This is a genomic window from Sphingobium sp. FW306-1B-F04DB (assembly GCF_058781925.1).
Map to the genome: position 1 here is coordinate 43,422 of NZ_JBYSXE010000019.1, position 16,274 is coordinate 59,695.

General features: G+C 64.7%; 9 protein-coding genes. 3 read left to right on the top strand and 6 right to left on the bottom strand.

Annotation, left to right across the window (positions count from 1 at the left end):
- The first annotated feature begins 183 nt into the window (after nt 1-183).
- On the top strand, nt 184-2,766 hold the full coding sequence (clpB, locus tag AC3WJD_RS10815) for an ATP-dependent chaperone ClpB (RefSeq protein ID WP_492746632.1): 2,583 nt from the start codon (nt 184-186) through the stop codon (nt 2,764-2,766).
- Nucleotides 2,767-2,798: 32 nt separating this feature from the next.
- Complete coding sequence (locus tag AC3WJD_RS10820) at nt 2,799-3,524, top strand: 2OG-Fe(II) oxygenase (protein ID WP_492746633.1); 726 nt, start codon at nt 2,799-2,801, stop codon at nt 3,522-3,524.
- Between the two features lie 97 nt (nt 3,525-3,621).
- On the opposite strand, the gene AC3WJD_RS10825 is transcribed toward AC3WJD_RS10820, so the two are convergent.
- From AC3WJD_RS10825 to AC3WJD_RS10850, 6 genes are all read right to left on the bottom strand, one after another.
- Nucleotides 3,622-6,552: a TonB-dependent receptor domain-containing protein gene (locus AC3WJD_RS10825; protein ID WP_492746634.1), complete on the bottom strand. Its 2,931-nt coding sequence runs from the start codon at nt 6,550-6,552 to the stop codon at nt 3,622-3,624.
- 536 nt (nt 6,553-7,088) lie between these two features.
- Nucleotides 7,089-7,358, bottom strand: a complete 270-nt coding sequence (locus AC3WJD_RS10830) for a hypothetical protein (RefSeq protein WP_492746635.1) — start codon at nt 7,356-7,358, stop codon at nt 7,089-7,091.
- A gap of 89 nt (nt 7,359-7,447) precedes the next feature.
- Nucleotides 7,448-8,950, bottom strand: coding sequence for a 2OG-Fe(II) oxygenase family protein (locus tag AC3WJD_RS10835; RefSeq protein WP_492746636.1), 1,503 nt, complete (start codon nt 8,948-8,950; stop codon nt 7,448-7,450).
- Nucleotides 8,947-10,104 carry an aspartyl/asparaginyl beta-hydroxylase domain-containing protein gene (locus AC3WJD_RS10840; RefSeq protein WP_492746637.1) on the bottom strand — a complete coding sequence of 386 codons (1,158 nt, stop codon included), beginning with the start codon at nt 10,102-10,104 and terminating at the stop codon, nt 8,947-8,949. Before AC3WJD_RS10840 ends, AC3WJD_RS10835 begins: the two co-directional genes overlap by 4 nt.
- Nucleotides 10,101-12,077: a tetratricopeptide repeat-containing sulfotransferase family protein gene (locus AC3WJD_RS10845; protein WP_492746638.1), complete on the bottom strand. Its 1,977-nt coding sequence runs from the start codon at nt 12,075-12,077 to the stop codon at nt 10,101-10,103. The genes AC3WJD_RS10840 and AC3WJD_RS10845 overlap by 4 nt, the downstream gene beginning before the upstream one ends.
- A 167-nt stretch (nt 12,078-12,244) precedes the next feature.
- A complete protein-coding gene (locus AC3WJD_RS10850; protein WP_492746639.1) occupies nt 12,245-15,400 on the bottom strand; it encodes a TonB-dependent receptor domain-containing protein in 3,156 nt (1,051 codons plus the stop codon).
- A gap of 289 nt (nt 15,401-15,689) precedes the next feature.
- Between AC3WJD_RS10850 and AC3WJD_RS10855 the strand changes: the two genes are divergently transcribed.
- Nucleotides 15,690-16,229: a hypothetical protein gene (locus AC3WJD_RS10855; protein ID WP_492746640.1), complete on the top strand. Its 540-nt coding sequence runs from the start codon at nt 15,690-15,692 to the stop codon at nt 16,227-16,229.
- Nucleotides 16,230-16,274 lie beyond the last annotated feature (45 nt).

Consider the following 16,274-nt stretch of genomic DNA (forward strand, 5'->3'; position numbering starts at 1 on the left):
GGGATCGATGCAGGATCGTGCGGCACTGATCGACCGGCTCAATCAAAACAGCGTCTGTGATCGACGCGATTTTCCCGGCATCACTGACCTTACTGACCTTTGGCGTTTCAAATCAACTCGACACCCCCTTGTGTTGCAAAATGGCAACACCATATCGCGGCCGTACCGAAACAGGGGAGCTTCATGAACCTCGAGAAATTCACCGATCGCGCCAAGGGCTTCCTCCAGTCTGGCCAGACCGTCGCGATCCGCATGAACCATCAGCGGATCAGCCCGGAGCATCTGCTGAAGGCGCTGCTCGAGGATGAGCAGGGCATGGCGTCCGGCCTGATCCGTGCCGCCGGGGGCAATCCGGGCACCGCGATCGCAGAGACCGACAAGGCGCTCGCCAAAATCCCGGCGGTCTCGGGCAGCGGCGCGCAGCAGACGCCCGGCCTCGACAACGACCTGGTGCGCGTACTCGATTCCGCCGAGCAGATCGCGCAGAAGGCCGGAGACAGCTATGTCACCGTCGAGCGGATGCTGCTCGCGCTTGTGCTCGCGACGACCACCAATGCGGGCAAGGCACTCGCCGCCGCGGGCGTGAAAGCCGACGCGCTCAACGCCGCGATCAATGAACTACGCAAGGGCAAGACCGCCGACACGGCCTCGGCAGAGGACCGCTACGATGCGCTCAAGAAGTTCGCGCGCGATCTGACCCAGGCGGCGAAGGACGGCAAGCTCGACCCAGTAATCGGCCGCGACGAGGAAATCCGCCGTACGATCCAGATCCTCGCGCGCCGCACCAAGAACAATCCCGTGCTCATCGGCGAGCCCGGCGTCGGCAAGACCGCGATCGCCGAAGGGCTCGCGCTCAGGATCGCCAATGGCGACGTGCCCGACAGCCTCAAGGATCGCACGCTGATGGCGCTCGACATGGGCAGCCTGATCGCGGGCGCCAAATATCGCGGCGAGTTCGAGGAGCGCCTGAAGGGCGTGCTCGACGAGGTGCGCGGCGCCGAGGGTGACATCATCCTCTTCATCGACGAGATGCATACGCTGATCGGCGCGGGCAAGACCGAGGGCGCGATGGACGCGTCCAATCTGCTCAAGCCCGCGCTCGCGCGCGGCGAACTGCATTGCATCGGCGCGACCACGCTCGACGAGTACCAGAAATATGTGGAGAAGGACCCTGCGCTCCAGCGGCGCTTCCAGCCGGTCTTCGTGGGCGAGCCGACGGTCGAGGACACGATCTCGATCCTGCGCGGTCTCAAGGAGAAGTACGAGCTGCACCACGGCGTGCGGATCACCGACGGCGCGCTCGTGTCGGCGGCGACGCTTTCCAACCGCTACATCACCGACCGTTTCCTGCCCGACAAGGCGATCGACCTGATGGATGAGGCCGCGTCGCGGCTGCGCATGGAGGTCGAGTCCAAGCCCGAGGAGATCGAGAATCTCGACCGGCGCATCATTCAACTCAAGATCGAGCGCGAGGCGCTGAAGAAGGAAACCGACCAGGCGTCGAAGGATCGGCTCGCGGCGCTCGAAGAGGATCTTGCCAATCTCGAGCAGCAATCGGCTGAGCTCACACAGCGCTGGCAGGCCGAGAAGGACAAGATCGCGGGCCAGGCCCGGATCAAGGAGCAGCTCGACGCCGCACGGCTTCAGCTTGAGCAGGCGCAGCGTTCGGGCGATCTCGCCAAGGCCGGCGAGCTCTCCTACGGCGTGATCCCGCAACTCGAAAAGCAGCTTGCCGACGCCGAGAGCGCCGCGGCCGGCGCGATGCTGCGCGAGGAGGTGACGAGCGAGGACATCGCGGCGGTGGTCAGCCGCTGGACGGGTATTCCCGTCGACAAGATGCTCGAGGGCGAGCGCGAGAAGCTGCTCCAGATGGAGGAGATGATCGGCAGGCGCGTGATCGGGCAGGAAGCCGCGGTCAGGGCGGTCTCCAAGGCGGTCCGCCGCTCGCGTGCGGGCCTTCAGGATCCCAACCGGCCGCTCGGCTCGTTCCTCTTCCTCGGCCCCACGGGCGTCGGCAAGACCGAGCTCACCAAGGCGCTCGCCGGATTCCTGTTCGACGACGACAATGCGATGGTCCGCATCGACATGAGCGAGTTCATGGAGAAGCATTCGGTCGCCCGGCTGATCGGCGCGCCCCCGGGCTATGTCGGCTATGAGGAAGGCGGCGTATTGACCGAGGCGGTCCGGCGTCGCCCCTATCAGGTCGTGCTGTTCGATGAGGTCGAAAAGGCGCATTCGGACGTGTTCAACGTCCTGCTCCAGGTGCTCGACGACGGTCGTCTGACCGATGGTCACGGCCGCACGGTCGATTTCTCCAACACGCTCATCATCCTGACCTCGAACCTCGGAAGCCAGTATCTCGCAGGCATGACCGACGACCAGTCGGTGGCCGATGTCGAGCCGCAGGTGATGGAGATCGTGCGCGGCCATTTCCGCCCCGAATTCCTCAACCGGCTCGACGAGATCATCCTGTTCCACCGGCTCGGCCAGCAGCATATGGCCCCGATCGTCGACATCCAGGTGTCGCGCGTCCAGAAGCTGCTCAAGGATCGCAAGGTTTCGCTCGACCTGACCGATCCCGCGCGCGCATGGCTTGGCCGCGTTGGCTACGATCCCGTCTACGGTGCACGGCCTCTGAAGCGCGCGATCCAGAAATACCTCCAGGACCCGCTCGCCGAGCTGATCCTGAAGGGCGAGGTTCCCGATGGATCGAGGATCAGGGTCGACGAGGGCGACGGCGCCCTCGTGCTGACCCGGGAGGCTTGACGGGCGCCGGCGGGCCTGCTCTCCGGCAGCGCATGTCCGCCGACGCCCCTGCCTTTTCGCTCCACCCTGCAATCGACGTCGAGACCTGCCGGCGTGTGTACGAAGCCGAAGGGCGCGTGCAGATCGCGCCCTTCCTCGCCGATGACGATGCGCGCGCTCTGCAGCGCCATCTTGCAGCGCGGACGGACTGGACGCTGGTGCTCAATTCGGGCGCGAAGACCTTCGAGCTCGATGCCGAAGCGCAGCGGCAACTGACTCCCGAACAGCGCACGCGGCTCGGCGCCGCGGTCGCGGACTCGGCGCGCGACGGCTTCCAGTTCTGCTTCGAGAATATCCGCGTGCCCGAACGCGGCGTTGTGGCGAGCCCGCTGGACCGCTTCGCCGCTTTCCTGTCGTCGCCGCGGGTACTCGCTGCATTGCGTCATATCACCGGCTCGGATGCACCCAGCTTCGCCGACGCTCAGGCGACACGCTACGGCCCCGGCCATCTGCTCACGGCGCATGACGACGCGGTCGCGGGCAAGAACCGCCACGCCGCCTATGTGCTGTCGCTGAGCGAAAACTGGCGCGCCGAATGGGGCGGGCTGCTGCTCTTCCACGGGCCGGACGGGCTGATCGAGCGCGGCTTTGCGCCGCGCTTCAACGCGCTCAACCTGTTCACCGTGCCGCAGCCACACAGCGTCAGCCAGGTCGCATCCTTTGCGCCTGCATTGCGTCTCGCCATCACCGGCTGGCTCCGTTCGGGCAAGCCGGACTGACGCCCCGTCGCCTTCACGCGAAAGGCGACACGAAACCCCATAAGAAAAAGGGCGGAGCCGAAGCCCCGCCCACCCCTTTTGTCACACGGGCTTGCGCTTAGAAGCGCAGCGAGGCGCCAACCGAGAGGTAACGGCCATAGACGTCGTACACGCTCGGGAAGGTGTTCGACTGCTCGCCATTGCCACCCGTCTGCGCGCTGATCACGAACGGCGGCTTCTTGTCGAAGACGTTGTTCACGGCCGCAGTCAGTTTGAGGTTGTCAAGCACGTCGGCGCCGACCGACAGGTCGAAATAGTTCTGCGCTTTCAGCACTTCGGCGGCGAACTGGATGTCCGGATTGTCGTCGCGGACCTTGCCGAAGTAACGCCACTGGATCGAGGTCGTGATCGGACCGGTCACCAGCGTGGTGCGCAGCGAGTGCCGCCACTTGGGAAGCGGCTGCTGCACCGAGTTGCCGCAGGTGTTGCCGAACTTGCCCGCGCATTCGTTGACGATGTCCAGGCCGGTGACGGGCGTGAACTCATAGTTGAACACGCGCGTACCCGAGAAGTTGAACGACAGCTTGGGCTCCTCGGCGCCGAAGAAGGCCGGCAGCGTGAAGCGGTAACCCGCAGTCACGTCGATACCGTCGGTCTTCAGGCCACCCGAGTTCTGGCGGGCGTCGATGATCTTGTCGACCTGGCCCAGGCTGTTGCGCGTGAACAGGTCGCAGAAATCCTCGATACCCTGGTTGTAGCAGGCGTCGAAGATGTTCGCCTGGCCCACGGTGCCGATATAGCCGTCGATCGTGATATTGTAGTAATCGACGGTGGCGCTGAAGCCGGGGAGGAAGCCCGGCGTCAGCACGCCGCCGATCGTCCAGGTCTTCGACTTTTCCTCGCGCAGATCGGGGTTGCCGCTCAGATAGCTCGGCGGGTTAACCTGATCGGGGTCATTGACGTTGGGGTTGCCCACCAGGTTCGCGGGAACGCCAGTCGCGATGCAGCGATCGATGACGGTCTGCGACAGGCCGGTATTGCCGCAAGGATCATTCTGACCCTCGAAGCTGACGGTCTGGCCGAGGAACAGCTCATAGACGCTGGGGCCGCGGATCGCGCGCTGATACTGACCGCGGAAACCAAGGTCCTTGACCACCTGCGCCAGCGCACCCGCCGACCAGGTGAAGACGCTGCCCGGAGCGTTCGAATAGTGCGAGTAGCGTGCCGCACCATTGACCTCGAACTTGTCGATGAAGGTGTCCGCCAGCAGCGGCACGTTCACTTCGGCGAACAGGTCGGTCACCGAATAGCCGCCCGCGGTGGGGGCACCCGGGTTGAAGCCCGCGACGTTGCCCGACGACAGGAAGGTGTCGGGGGTCACGCTGCCGTGCTCGCTGCGCCATTCGGCACCCAGCGCGATGCCCGCGGCGCCAGCGCCGAGATCGAACAGGTTGCCGTTGGTGATCGACGCACTCGCGACCTGGGTCGTGTACTGTTCGAGGTTGGTCGAATCGACGCCCAGATAGGCCGCTGCTTCGGGGCTGAGGTTGTTCAGGCCGAACAGGTTCGCCGGAACGCAACCCTGCGCACGCGCATCAGCCGAGGCGCAGACCAGGTTGCCGCCATTCGGAACGCCCGCGAACGGCGTCGCCGAGATCGCACCCGTGGTCGGATTCTGGAACGCCGTCTGCGTGGCCGCGATCAGGCTCGACAGCGCGACGTTGCCGCTCTGACGCTGCGAGTTCTTGGTGCGGGCGTACATGTAATAGGCGTCGTAGTTCCAGCCCGCGCCGATATCGCCCTTGGCACCGACGACCATGCGATACGCATTGCGGTCATCCTTGTTGACGCGGCCGCCGAGGCCGAGCGTGCGGAAGCCATAGCTCGGGGCGCTCACATAGCCGTCACCATCGGTGTCGAGCTGCGCCAGCGCGGCCTGAAGCTGCGGAGCGAAGAAGGGCGACGCGACCTGGAACTGGAGCGGTCCAAGCGCACCGGCATTGAGGCCCGAGCCACGCGGCGTGTTGTTCGAGATCGGGGTCGCGGCAAGCTGGTTGTCGACGCGGTTGTTGATGAACTGCGCCTCGAAATAGGGCGTGAAGAGGCTGCTGACCTCATACTGGCCCTGCGCCGCGACGAGGAAGCGCTCCTGCGGCACCTGGAGGTAGTTCACCGGGTTGGTGTTGTAGGCGTCGGTCGACGAATTGTACGGCGTCACGCTGCCATCGGGCGCGAAGTCGACATTGTCGGTCGTGAAGCCGAGCAGTGCGCCGAGCCCCGGAATGTTGATGCGGCCCTGCGGCACCGAACCCGAACCACCCGGGCTGAACGTGCCGTCCTGGTTGTCGTTGAAGCTGTTGCGCGACCAGGGGCGTGCGCCCGCGAAGATCGGCTTGCGCTTGTAATAGTCGACCGAGAGAGTGACGTTGCCGCGGCCGTCGTCGAAGTTGCCGCCGATCGTGCCGTTGACGTTGAAGCGGCCACCGTCGCCACGATCGGCGAGCTCGTAGGTCGAGTTGAGCTCGAAGCCCTGGAAGTCGTGCTTGGTAATGAAGTTGACGACGCCCGCGATCGCGTCCGAACCATAGACCGCCGAACGGCCGCCGGTCACGACGTCGACGCGCTCGATCAGCGCCTGCGGAATGGTGTTGAGGTCGACGACCTGGTTAACGTCATACGCGACATAGCGACGGCCATCGACGAGAACGAGCGTGCGCTGCGTGCCGAGGCCGCGCAGATCTACGGTGGCGACGCCGCCGCCGGGGTTGTTGGACGAACCGCTGGACGAGCCGACAACCTGGGGAAGATCGTTTAGGATGTTTTCGACGTTGGTGGTTGCTTGGAGCTTGAACTCGTCGCCGCTGACGACCGCGACGGGGCTGGCCGCCTCAAGGTCGGGCCGTGCGATACGCGAACCGGTGACGACGATCGCCTCGGGTTCATCCGAAGGCTGGGGCGCTTCCTGGGCAAAGGCGGGGATGGACACGATGGTCAAACCGAGTGCCAGATGCGCGGCACCCGTCCGGAGACGCAACAAACGCTTGTTCATTAGGACGCAATTCCTTTTGTACAATACTAATTTGGAACGAGAGTCGTTCCGGACCTTCTGGCCACCGGACGCAGCAAACCCAAGGGCCACTACGCGGTGGCGGTCCAATGAAGCAGATTTCCGGCGCTGTAAATTTAGGCATTCCGCAGAACAGCAAGAGAATCGGGATAGCGTCACATTTTTGCAACAGTTCTGCCCCGAGCCAGTGCTTCGCACATGAACCGCAGATTAATAGGTTTGATCGCCAATCAATATGGCTTGAAAATGGACCACTGCGATCGCGCGGGCGGCGCTGAGCCCCCGTCAGACCTGGCGTGCAAAATGTAAAATTCTGTGGATTATGACGCACTTGCGTCGATGCGGCCGCAGAAAGCGATTCCTGTCAGAATGGCGGGATCGGTTCAAGCGCGGTGTGCGCCGTCGTTGGCGCACACCTCCGGCGCCCGCAACTCGGGCGGATACACTGGCCATATCATCCCGATTGCCAGAAGGATCGGAGCGGAACGGGCCGCTCCGTCAGAGGAACGCTGTGCGCCTCAACAACCCGCCCCGGGCATGCAGGAATTCAACTGGGACCTGTCGACCGTGTCGCGGTCGGCGCGCCGTTGCTCGGCCCACTGCGCGCGCGTCATGCACACCTTCTTCACCGCCAGCCGGCTGCCCAGAACTTCCTGTTTCTCGCAGACGACCTCGTCCGGATCGCCCTTCTTCGGCTTGGAAGCAGTTCCTTGCTCGGCCATCGCCGGAACTGCCAGCGCATAGGCGATCATGGCTCCCACCACAGCCAGTCGCGCAATTGGCTTCATTCTCAATCCTTTCGAAACTCGATGTGAAGTCGAACCTGCCGCATTCGGGGACGCAGGCCAAGAGTTTTTCGACCAGCGACAGCGCGCTGTCAGCGCGGCGGCGCCACGTCAAACGCGACGGTCAACCGTTCGCCCTGCCCAAAGGGCCGCGTCCCGTGCCACATCCATGAGGGGAACAGCACCAGCCGCCCCAGCTGGGGCTCGATCATGCGCGTCGGCGGCAGGTCGAGGCCCAGCTCGGCTTGCGGCTCGCCCAGCGTCAGCCAGCCGGCGTGCGGTTGCTCGCCGGGCGTGCGTTGAGGGAGTGCGACATAGAGCGCCGAGCTGATCCAGCCCTCGGGATGCACATGATTGGCATGATGCCCCGCCCCGCGCAGCCTGACCGACCAGCTTCCCGAAAAGCGGATCCGACGATCGCGCCCCGGTCCAAGCAACGGATGCGCGGGGTCGTGCGCGGGGAGGGCGGCGAGATAGCTTTCAACCGCGCGCACGATGGCGGCGCGTGTCGCGCGCAGCACGGGATCGATGCGGCTGAGCAAAGGGCCGTCGGTCTGCGTCCCGCCGCGCACGGATTGATCGAGATATTCGCCCCTGGCGACGTGCAGCGCGCGCAGATGCGCGGCGAGGTCGTCGAGCGCGGGGAGCGCTTCGCCAAGGTCGGTGACCGCCACCAGCTGACCGTCGCGTTCGAGCCAGGCACTGCGCGGATCGCCCGTCAGTCGCCATGCTGCGGCGGCATAGGGCCAGATCGCCGCAGCGCGATCGGTAGCCAGCTCGCGATCGATGAGCGGGACCGCGCGCTCGGCGCGCCCCGTCCGCAGCAAATGGCGTATGCGCCAGACGGCTGATGCTTCGTCGGGCAGCGCCTCGAACAGTGTGTCGGCCTGATCGACCTGTCCGAGTTCGGCGGCCGCGATCGCGGCATATTCCGCGCAGAGGTCGGCCGGCACCCCGGCGCTCGCGGCGCGAGCGAGATCGTCGCTGAGGCCGGTATAATCCTCGCTGCGAAGATCCAGATCGAACAGCGCGTGCCATAACGCAACATCGCGGGGCAAACCGCCCAGCGCCCGCTCGAATGAGGCGCGCGCCAGTTCGGGATGTCCCGTCGTTGCGCGGAGTTGGGCAAGCTGCGCATGCCCCTGCAGCCACAGCGGAACCTGCGCCAGGATCGCCTCGAGCTCCGCCGCGGCCTGCTCCCCCTGTCCTGCAGCCATCCGTGCTGCGGCGAGCCCGGTCAGGACATCGCCTTTGGGGGGAGCAAGATCGCGCGCGCGTTCAAACAGCGCGACCGCATCGAGGCCGGCCTCAAGCGCAACATGCGCATGGCCGTGCGCGACGCTGGCATCGGAAGGAGCAAGCCGCGCCGCCTGCGCGAAAGAGACAAGCGCCGCCTCATGCTCGTCGAGCGCGCGCTGGAGCAGCCCGGTCCATTGCCACAACCGCGCGTCCGCACGCTGCCGCGCAGCGCGTTCGATGAGCGGGATCGCGCGCTGCTCCTCTCCCTCGGCAAGCGCGAGCCGCGCCAGATCGTCCAGCATCTCGGCATCTGCCGGGCCGCGAGCAATCGCGGCGAGCGCCGCTTCGAAACTCACAGACCCGCGGAAGGCGCGCCGGCGGCAGCGATGAGCGCGGTCACCGCCTCGCGCTCGACGGCGCTGAGATCAGGATGCCACAGGTCGAATATGAACACGACGCGCAGCTGATCGCTCGGATTCATTGCCTCATGCTCGATGGTGTCGTCGAACACAAATGCCTGACCGCGGCGCCAGTAGCGCGTCTCCGCGCCAACCCGGAACCAGCAGCCCTCCGGCACGATGAGCGGCAGGTGGCAGACGAGCCGCGCATTGCTGACGCCGACATGCGGCGGGATCGCGGTGCCCGGCGCGAGCAGCGAAAACATTGCATTGGGCGATGCGCCGGGAACGTGCGGCTGACCGATGCGGTCAAGCAGCGCCACCGTGCGCGGACAATGACGCGCATTGGCTTCGATCTGCCGGCCATTCTGCCACAGATGGATCGCGGTCCAGTCGGGATTGCGGTTCAGCGCCTTCCACTGGTCGAGCGGTTGGTGATCGGCATATTGGATGTATGGAACCAGCTCCGCGCGCTCGGCCCCCATAGCCGCTTCAAGCTCTGCGGCGATGATGTCGGTCGCGGCCTCGAGCTCGCCGAGCCAGGGGAAAAGGCGACGTGGATGGAATTCGCGCTCAGACAGCCCGGGAAAGTGAAAATGAGTGGGCTCGCTGTGATAATGGCGTGTCTTGCGCAGGAAGTTGCTGCGGAAGCGATCGATGCGCCGCTGCTCCTCTTCCTCTGCGCCCAGCTCGACCGTCGCCATCGCGGCTTTCAAAAGGTCTTCGCGCGCATTGCGCCACGCTTCATAGCGCTGCTCGCCCTGCGCCAGCACCGCCATGAGCTGCGGCGGCAGCTCGCCATCGGGGCGTTGCGCGAGCGCATGTCCCCAAGCCTCACCCGCCGAAGGATCGTCGATCCGATCGAGCAGGCTGGCCTTCATCAGCAACGCGGTGAAATCGAGCGGCGCGAGCGCGAGCGCGCGGTGGATGGCATCAAGCGCGACGCGCGGTTGCCCCGCGGCCCGGCTGACGCCGGCAAGCTTCAAAAGGATCGACGCATCATCGGGCCGCGCATCGGCGGCCTGCCGCAGCAACGCCTGAGCCCGGCCAAAATCCTGCGAGACGGATGCGCGGTCGGCTTCCGCAAGCAGCGAAGGCAGGTCGCTGCTCAAAGCGAGTAGCCGAACTTCTCGACCCAGGGCTCAAGCGTCGGGAAGATGGGTTCGAGGTGCTTGCGATAGCGCTGCCACCGCCCCGCGGCGCGCTTGTAGATCGGCTCTGTGACCTGCGAATAGCTCGCGGTCGTGATGAGGCCGCGCGACTTGGCGGTGCGCTGGTGATCGAGCGCGTCATCGTGCCATTCAAGGCCGAGGAAATCGAACAGCGGGCGCACCTCCGTCGCGACATCCTCGACGAGCCTTTCATAGACGATCGCATGGATGCTTGCGGGCAACAGTGCGGTCGCACGCTCCCAGTGCCGGAAAGTGAGATCGTAGAGTTCGGCGGCGTCCTCAAGGCGAAGGAAGTTGGACATCGCGGCATTGAGCCGGAAATTGCTCATGAAGCAGCTGAGCAGCACATCGCAGGGATGCCGCAGCGCGAGGATGAAGCGCGCTTTGGGAAACAGCCGCTGGATCAGTGGCACCTTCTGCAGGAACAGCGGCGACTTGTCGACGAGCAGAGTCGAGCCGCCAAAAGGCTCGATCTTGTTGACCTCTTCGAAATAGCGCGCGCGCGCATCCGCGATTCCGGCGTCGTCGAGTGCCGCCAGCTTTTCCATCCCGCCGATCGTCGTGTCGACCAGGTTGAGCGGCGGCTGTTCCTCGAGGACCGTGGCTCCCGGATGGCCCATCAGGATCGTATCGAGCAGCGTCGTGCCCGATCGCGGGAAGCCGACGAGAAACACGGGATCGGAATATCCATCCGTCGCGGGTTGCGCCGGATGCCAGCCTGCGACCCAATCGGGCGTGAGGATGTCGATTTCCCGCCGGATTTCGTTGCGAAGCTCGGCTGCGCGCTTCAACGGTTGGGTCGGATGGGCCTGATGCAGCCGGGCGGTTTCTTCGAAACCCGCAAAGGCTTCATCGGTCCTCCCAAGACGGTCGAGCACGGTCGCGCGAAGATGGGCGCTGCGCTCGGGTTCGGTCGCCGCCGGCACCAACGCCAGATTTTCCAGTGCGGTTTCGAAGCGTCCCAGCCGGCGATCTTCCATCGCGCGGAGGAAGCCGAGCGTCCCCTCATCAACGCCATTGGCCTCGGCAAGCGCGATCAAGGGTGCGAATTCGTCTTCGCGATTGGTATGCTCATACTGGATGACGAGGCCGAGATAGGCATCCGAAATGACGGGGTTGAGCGTGATCGCGTCGCGAAAGGCGCGTTCGGCCTCCACGATACGGTTCACCAGCCCATATTCGATGCCGAGTTTCAGCTGAAGATCGGGATCCTTCGGATCGCGGCGAACGGCCTCCTCGAGCACGGGCAGCGCTTCATCCTGACGCGACTGACGCTTGAAATGGACGTAGAGTTCGTTGAGCGCGCGCGCATCGTCGGGAAAATCGTCCGCCGCCGTGCGCAGGACCTTTTCGGCCTCGTCGCTACGATCCGCCGCGCGCAACGCATTGGCGAGGTTCAACCGCGTCGGGGATGCCAACGGGTCGAGCGCCACCGCGTGCTCCAGCGCCGCGACACTGCCGGCAAAGTCGCCGACGGCCGATCGTGCATTGCCGAGATTGTTCCAGCTTTCGAAGTCCCTGGGGGCGCGCTCGATCACATATTCATAGGCTTCCACCGCCTCGGCAAACTGGTCGAGCGATTGCGCGATGAAGCCACGATAGCGCGCGATGCGCAGCGAGCCGTCGGAAAATGCGAGCTTGCTCGTGGCGACGTCGAGCGCGCCATTCAGGTCACCCGTGTCGATCAGCGCGGCGATCAGATTGCAGGCGATCGTGGTGTCATCGGGCCGCCCCGCATGCGCCGCCTTCAAGTGCCGGATCGCGCCGGCGACGTCGCCCGATCGCGCGCGCAGCATCCCGAGAAAGGCGTTGAGCGCGACGGTGTCGCCGCCCTGGACCAGCGCGCCCTCGGCGAGCTGGCGGGCGCGTTGCAGGTCACCCGCCTGGGCGGCACCCATCGCCTGTCGGAGCACGTCAGCAGTCTTTGAATCGAGCATATTTGTTGCAGTAGCCACATTGCTGTTTGAGCGGTTCCGGAGCGCCAATGCAATCGGATTGCGTATTGCCGCAGATCGCGCCCAAAAAGAAGGGGCGGCGGGTCCGAAGACCCACCGCCCCAGGATCGTAAGCCGATCGACCTTTAGAAGTTGAGCGTCACGCCTGCATAGACGTAGCGGCCCAGCGCATCCCAGGTGGCCGGATAAGTGTTGCCGTTGCAGGGTCCGGTCGGGCACAGGTTCGAACCCGAGCGAGCAGCATTGCCCGAGGTCACCAGCGGCGGCTGGCTGTCGAGAATGTTGTTCACGCCCAGACGGAAGCTGTAGTTGTCGCCGATCGCAAGGCTGGTGGCGAGGTCGAAATAGTGCTTCGCCCCGATGTGCAGACCCGGATCGAAGTTGAAGTCGCCCTGAAGCGAGCTGTTGTCTTCCAGGGTCTCCGCCGTCACCTTGCCGATCATGCGCCACTGCAGCGAGACGCCGATACCGGATTCGGTGTTAAGCGACACGCGTGCCTTGTGACGCCACTTGGGCAGCGGTGCACCCGACTGGGTGGTGCCGCCGGCGCTGCAGGTCGGGCCATAGAGGCCGGCGCAGTCATAGGGCTCGGTCAGGCCGTTATCGACCCTGTACTTGTCGAGATAGGTACCGATGAAGCTCGCCGACAGCGTACCGAAGCTCAGGCTGTGCGAATACGAGCCATTGACCTCGATACCCTTGGTCCGAACCTTGCCGACGTTGTTCGGCAGATCGGTGACAAAGCCGCCCGGCGTCAGCCAGATCGAGCCGGCCGCGTCACGATTGACGAGGTCGCACGATGCAGCCGTGGAGGTGGCAGTGGAGTTGTCGACGCAGTCCTTCAGGATCGAATCCTGACCGAAGGCGCGGATCGCGTTGTCGACCTTGATGTCGAAATAGTCGACGGTCAGCGCGAAGCGCGGCAGGAAGCTCGGCTGAAGCACGACGCCGACGGTCTTGGTCGTCGCCTTTTCGGGCTGCAGGTCGGGGTTGCCGCCGATCAGGCCGTTATACTGGCCCGCCGGGTTGGCCGCGGTCCGCTGACCAACGAGCAGACCCTGCGCAAGACAGCCATAATCCGTCGCGGTAATGGTGATACCCGCGCAAGGATCGTCGGCGCCGTTCAGGCCCACGGTGTTGGTGGCGAACAGTTCCTGGATGTTCGGTGCACGGACGGCCCGGTTATAGGCGCCGCGCAGGCGGATATCCGGGATCGGGGCGAGCTCGACGCCGACCTTGTAGGTGTCGGTGTCGTACTTGCGGTCGGCGCTCGTCTTGTACCACGACTTGCGGTAGCCGGCGTTGATCGACAGATCGTGGATGAAGCTGTCCTGCACCACCGGGATCTGGACTTCGCCGAACAGGTCATAGACGCGGAAGTTGCCCGAAAGCGGCAGCGTCGCGCCGCCCTGACCGGTGAGATCACCCGTCTGGAAGGCATTGTCGGTGTTGAGGTCCAGCGACTCCTTGCGCCATTCCACACCGACGTTGATGCCGATACCGTCTTCGGCCCAGGGGGTCTGGAAGCCATATTCGCCGAGCAGACCGGTGAACGAGGCGCTCGCAACCTGCTCCGAAGTCTGGCCCTTCTGGAAGCCGGTGGCCCCCAGATAGGCCACCGACGCAGCGCTTGCGCCGCCGGCACCGTTGAAGATGTTGTAGGGCACGCAGTTCGGATCGCTGCCATCGATGACCGAACGACAAACCACCTGACCGAAGGTCGGGCTGGTCGCACGAGGATCAATGATGACGTTGAGTGCACGATTGAGACGCGCCACGGAGAACTCGTTCGAATAGACCTGGGTGTAGTTCGAACGGCCATATTGATAATATGCGTCGTACGACCACGCATCGCCGAGATCACCCTTCGAGCCGATCACCGCGCGATAGTTGGTGTGCTGCAGGTCGTTACGGCGCGGACCGCCCTCGACGTTACGACGCAGCAGCTGGAAGAACCCCTGGTTGTAGGTCGTGCCCAGCGAATCGACGAAATCGATCGGCGCAGCACCCGGATTGGGGTTGTACGGCGCGCCAACCGCCAGCGGGAAGGTGCCGAGGAAGCCGTTGATCAGGTTTTCCTGACCGTTGGCGCCACAGATGATATCGCGCTGCGCCGCCGACATCAGCGGGTTGTCGCAGTTGATCGTCAGCGTGTTGCCGAAGTCACCCGAAGGCGCGATCTGCGCGACGGTGCGGTCATCCATGAACATGAATTCGAGATACGGCTTGATCGAGTCGTTGATCTCGTAGTTCGCGAACAGGCCGGCCGTGTAACGCTCGTCCGGACGCTGGAAGTGGTTCGTCGGCGCGAAGTTGTAGAGCGTGGTCGAGTTGTTGAACGCGCCGCCGGGGCCGAAGGTGTAGATCGTCGACGTCGCGGCCGCACCACCGAAGTCGTCGAAGATGATCACGTTGCCGTTATCAGAAGTCGCCGAACCGCCGCAGCGCGGGGCGCCGGCGCCGGTGTTCTGCAGGGTGCACGCGCTGAAATCGCGACGCGCCTGCAGGATCGGCTTCGCCTTGCGGTAGCCGAAATAGACAACCGCGTGGCCGCGCCCGTCGTCGAACTTGGTGCCGATCGAGACGGTGCCGTCAAAGGTGCCGCCGTCGACGACACTGCCCGTCGGATAACCATAGCCGGCAAGACCCGCATTTGCGCGTGCGTCGAGCAGCGGCGGCATGAGCTTGTTGCGGTTTTCGTGCTGATAGAAGCTGTACTGGCCGTCGAACCGGATACCTTCGAAATCGGTATCCATGATGAAGTTGACGACGCCCGCGACCGCGTCCGCACCATAGGTCGACGACGCACCGCCGGTCAGGACCTCGACGCGCTTCACGATCGAAGCGGGGATGATGTTGATGTCCGCAGCCGAACCGCTGGTCGGGCTCGGGTCACCGGGCAGCAGGCGGCGGCCGTTGACCAGCGTCAGCGTGCGGCTGGTGCCGAGGCCGCGAAGGTCGACCGAGGCCGTGCCGTCCGAACCGTTGGACAGCGTCGAGGCCTGGCTCGCCGAAACGCCGGGCAGCGAGTTGAGCAGATCTTCGACCTTGGTCGTGCCCTGCAGCTTGATGTCTTCGCTGTTGACGACGGTGACGGGCGCTGCCGACTCAAGGTTGGGCTGCGGAATGCGAGAACCCGTAACGATGATGGCTTCACCTTCGGTCGGTTCGGCGGCCTGAGGCTCGTCCTGCGCAAAGGCAGGCGCCGAGATCATGGCCAAGCCCAGAGCCAGGGACGCAACGCCCCCGCGCAGGCTCGTGTATTTCAGAGATTTGCTCACTTTCCAGTCCCTTTTCTGGAGCGATCGAGGCAAAAGATTCGCCCCGACATATTCGCTGCCGGAGGAGGCGCGCGCTCCCTGCGCGGCACACCCCCATCAGCCTAGGCAGCGAAATGCCCCAATGGTCACAGCCTTGTAAACGTCGGATCACGGATCAAAGCCAAGTTGTCGGCTGTGTGTATCCATTATGCCACACAGTCGGACCACCCGTTACGGCGGCGTTAGGGGTCTTTCTTGCATCGCGCCGTCGCCCGCTCCAAAAGTCCGATGACCCAAGGGGAGTAGCCACATGATGCGAGCCGCCATTCTGACCAGTTTCGTCGCGCTGATCGCCGTGCAACCCGCGATCGCTCGCGAGGATGATGCCGAAAAGCCCCGCGCCGAGGCATTCCAGCACCTGCTCGACTGCAAGGCGATCAGCGAGCCGGCCGGGCGCCTTGCCTGTTATGATGCGCAGGTCAGCGCGCTCGAGACCGCGGAGAAGCAGCGCGAGGTCGTCATCGTCGACAAGCAGCAGGTCCGCGAAGCGCGCCGTGGATTGTTCGGCTTCACACTGCCGTCACTCAAGATCTTTGGCGGTGGCGACAAGGAAGACGAGAAGGACGAGATCAAGGAGATCGAAGCGGTCGTCCGCGGGACGGGGCGTACAGCGGACGGCGGATGGCGCTTCACGCTCGAGGACGGCGCAAGCTGGGCCCAGATCGACCAGAAGCCCGTGGCGGTCGGGCCGAGGTCCGGGACCAAGGTGCGGATCCGCCGCGCCGCAATGGGGTCCTACTTCGCCTCGTTCAACGGCCAGCCGTCGATCCGCGTCAGGCGCGAGAACTAGTCCCCATAAGGCATCGGCCCCCCGCCACGGGCTTCTGGTCGATCT

Coding starts and splice junctions, on each gene's coding strand:
- clpB (WP_492746632.1), top strand. CDS start 184: ATGAACCTCGAGAAATTCACCGATCGCGCCAAGGGCTTCCTCCAGTCT.
- AC3WJD_RS10820 (WP_492746633.1), top strand. CDS start 2,799: ATGTCCGCCGACGCCCCTGCCTTTTCGCTCCACCCTGCAATCGACGTC.
- AC3WJD_RS10825 (WP_492746634.1), bottom strand. CDS start 6,552: ATGAACAAGCGTTTGTTGCGTCTCCGGACGGGTGCCGCGCATCTGGCA.
- AC3WJD_RS10830 (WP_492746635.1), bottom strand. CDS start 7,358: ATGAAGCCAATTGCGCGACTGGCTGTGGTGGGAGCCATGATCGCCTAT.
- AC3WJD_RS10855 (WP_492746640.1), top strand. CDS start 15,690: ATGATGCGAGCCGCCATTCTGACCAGTTTCGTCGCGCTGATCGCCGTG.